This is a genomic window from Tepidiforma sp. (genome assembly GCF_034432735.1).
In the GTDB taxonomy this organism is placed as follows: Bacteria; Chloroflexota; Dehalococcoidia; order Tepidiformales; family Tepidiformaceae; genus Tepidiforma.
Genome location: NZ_DAOUBJ010000137.1, coordinates 1 through 2,865 on the forward strand (window position 1 = coordinate 1; position 2,865 = coordinate 2,865).

At 64.5% G+C, this 2,865-nt stretch carries 4 protein-coding genes; all 4 read left to right on the forward strand.

Annotation, left to right across the window (positions count from 1 at the left end; genetic code table 11):
• Positions 1-117: 117 nt before the first annotated feature.
• The gene (groL, locus tag VAE53_RS11935) at positions 118-1,725 is read left to right on the forward strand and encodes a chaperonin GroEL (protein WP_322819593.1); all 1,608 of its coding nucleotides are present in this window, start codon (positions 118-120) and stop codon (positions 1,723-1,725) included.
• Between the two features lie 103 nt (positions 1,726-1,828).
• The gene (locus tag VAE53_RS11940) at positions 1,829-2,269 is read left to right on the forward strand and encodes a hypothetical protein (protein WP_322819594.1); all 441 of its coding nucleotides are present in this window, start codon (positions 1,829-1,831) and stop codon (positions 2,267-2,269) included.
• Positions 2,270-2,288: 19 nt separating this feature from the next.
• Complete coding sequence (locus tag VAE53_RS11945) at positions 2,289-2,591, forward strand: acylphosphatase (RefSeq protein WP_322819595.1); 303 nt, start codon at positions 2,289-2,291, stop codon at positions 2,589-2,591.
• A gap of 76 nt (positions 2,592-2,667) precedes the next feature.
• The coding region (locus tag VAE53_RS11950) for a winged helix-turn-helix transcriptional regulator (RefSeq protein ID WP_322819596.1) at positions 2,668-2,865 on the forward strand (198 nt) is incomplete at its 3' end.

Below are 2,865 nucleotides of genomic sequence, written 5' to 3' on the forward strand. Positions count from 1 at the left end.
CCCTCGCCCACGTCGGCAGTCTCCCGCCCGCCGGCCCCACCCGCAAGCATTAGCACTCATTGACAGGGAGTGCTAATATACGGCTCGCAGACCACAAACCCCTCCGAAGAGGTACCCATGGCAAAGCAACTGCTCTTCGACGAAGAAGCACGTCACTCCCTCAAGCGCGGCATCGACGCCCTCGCCGATGCCGTCAAAATCACCCTCGGCCCCAAAGGCCGCAACGTCGTCCTCGACAAGAAATTCGGCGCCCCAACGATCACCAACGACGGCGTCACCATCGCCAAAGACATCGAACTCGAAGACCCCTTCGAGAACATCGGCGCCCAGCTCGCCAAGGAAATCGCCTCCAAGACCAACGACATCGCCGGTGACGGCACCACCACCGCCACCGTCCTCGGCCAGGCCATCGTCCAGGAAGGCCTGAAGAACGTCGCCGCTGGCGCCAACCCCATGGCCCTCAAGCGTGGCCTCGAAGCCGCCGCCGCCGCCGTCGTCGAAGCCATCAAACAGAACAGCATCAAAGTCACCGAGCGCTCCCAGATGGCGCAGGTCGCCACCATCTCCGCCAACAACGACCCGGCCATCGGCGAGCTCATCGGCGAGTGCATGGAGAAAGTCGGCAAGGACGGCGTCATCACCGTCGAAGAATCCAAGTCCATCCAAACAGAAGTCGAATACGTCGATGGCATGGCCTTCGACCGCGGCTACATCTCCCCCTACTTCGTCACCAACCCCGAGCGGATGGAAGCCGTCGTCGAAGACCCCTACATCCTCATCACCGATAAAAAGCTCTCCTCCGTCCAGGAAATCCTCCCCGTCCTCGAACGAATCCTCCAGGTCACCAAGAACCTCGTCATCATCTGCGGCGACCTCGAAGGTGAGGCCCTCGCCACCCTCGCCGTGAACAAACTCCGCGGCACCATCAACGTCCTCGCCGTCAAAGCCCCCGGCTTCGGCGACCGCCAGAAAGACAACCTCGGCGACATCGCCGTCCTCACCGGCGGCCAAGTCATCTCCGAAGAGATCGGCCGCACCCTCGAAAGCGTCGACATCGCCGACCTCGGCCGCGCTCGCCGGGTCGTCTCCACCAAAGAAGAGACCACCATCATCGAAGGCAAGGGCAAAAAGAAGGACATCGACGCCCGCATCGCCCAGATCCGCGCCATCCTCGAAGAAGCCAAGAGCGACTGGGACCGCGAAAAAGCCCAGGAGCGCCTCGGCAAGCTCGCCGGCTCCGTCGCCGTCATCAAAGTCGGCGCCGCCACCGAAGTCGAGCTCAAAGAAAAGAAGCACCGCGTCGAAGACGCCCTCAGCGCCACCCGCGCAGCCGTCGAAGAAGGCATCGTCCCCGGCGGTGGCGTCGCCCTCATCAACGCCATCCCCGCCCTCGACAAGCTCCAGCTCGAAGGCGACGAAGCCACCGGCGTCCGCATCCTTCGCCGCGCCCTCGAAGAACCCCTCCGGCGCATCGCCATCAACGCCGGCAAGGACGGCTCCGTCATCGCCGAAGAAGTCAAGAAGCTCCCCAAGGGCCACGGCTACGACGCCGCCCGCGACGAATTCGGCGACATGGTCGCCAAGGGCATCATCGACCCTGCCAAGGTCACCCGCTCCGCCGTCGAGAACGCCGTCTCCATCGCCGCCATGGTCCTCACCACCAACTGCCTCGTCACCGAAAAGCCCGAAAAGGAGCAGACCCCGGCCGCACCGCCCATGTACTAAGCGGCGGCCAACCTCCCGGGAATCGCCCGGCAATCCCCGAGGGGGTGGAACGGCAACCAGCCGGACCACCCCCTCGCAGCATCACCGCCAACGGAGGCCACCCATGCGCACCGAAAACGGCATCGATGTCGATATCCAAGCCATCGAGCGCATCCTCGCCGAAGGCGACCTCATCACCATCGGATTCTCCCTCTTCCCCCTCCGCCTCCTCGTCGACACCCGCGAAAACGAACACGACGGCCAGTGGGCCGGCATCGTCGAACCCGTCGCCTCCGTCCAGGAGCGCTACCTCTGGCTCGGCAAACACCGCGGCTCCTTCGGCCCGCCCCGCGCCTTCGCCTTCTTCGTCTGGCCCAAAACCGTCCGCAACCTCGTCGAACGCGGCACCCTCGCCATCCTCCGCGCCCGGCTCCGCGGCGAAACACTCCACCAATTCGACCACGCCATCGAGCAGCTCCTCGAACTCGAACGCCAAGCCATGCGCGACGCCGTCCGCGGCTCCCGCGCCTGGCCCGCCATCTGGGAGGCTCAACCACGCTCCTGACCCGTCCGAAGATCCCGGTATGGAGCGCCTCAGCCCCACCCTCTACACCCAGGAACACCGCCAAATCATCATCCGCGGCCAAGTACAGGGCATCGGCATCCGCCTCTGGCTCCGCAACGTCGCCAACTCGCTCGCTCTCTACGGCTCCTGCCGCCTCCAGCCCGATGGCACCCTCCTCGTCCACGTCCAGGGCGAACGCAACCTCGTCAAACAATTCATCATCGCCTGCAAACGCGGCCCCTCCGATGCCCGCATCGACAGCGTCGAAATCTCCACCCTCCCCCTCGACCCACGCCTCGGCGCCTTCCTCGTCGAACGCTGACGCCAGATAAGGGCAACCTTATTCACGTCAAAAGTGTCGCTGGTACCTAATGGTGACACAGACGTAACCTCGTCCCATGGCTGAGTGGTCCCTCTTCACGAATCACGCCAACGTCCTCCTCGCCATCACCCGCAACCCGGATATCCGCCTCCGCGAACTCGCCGCCGAAGTCGGCATCAGCGAACGCGCCGTCAAACGCATCGTCGCCGACCTCGAACGCGCCGGATACATCCAGCGCGAACGCCACGGCCGCCGCAACCACTACGAAATCAAC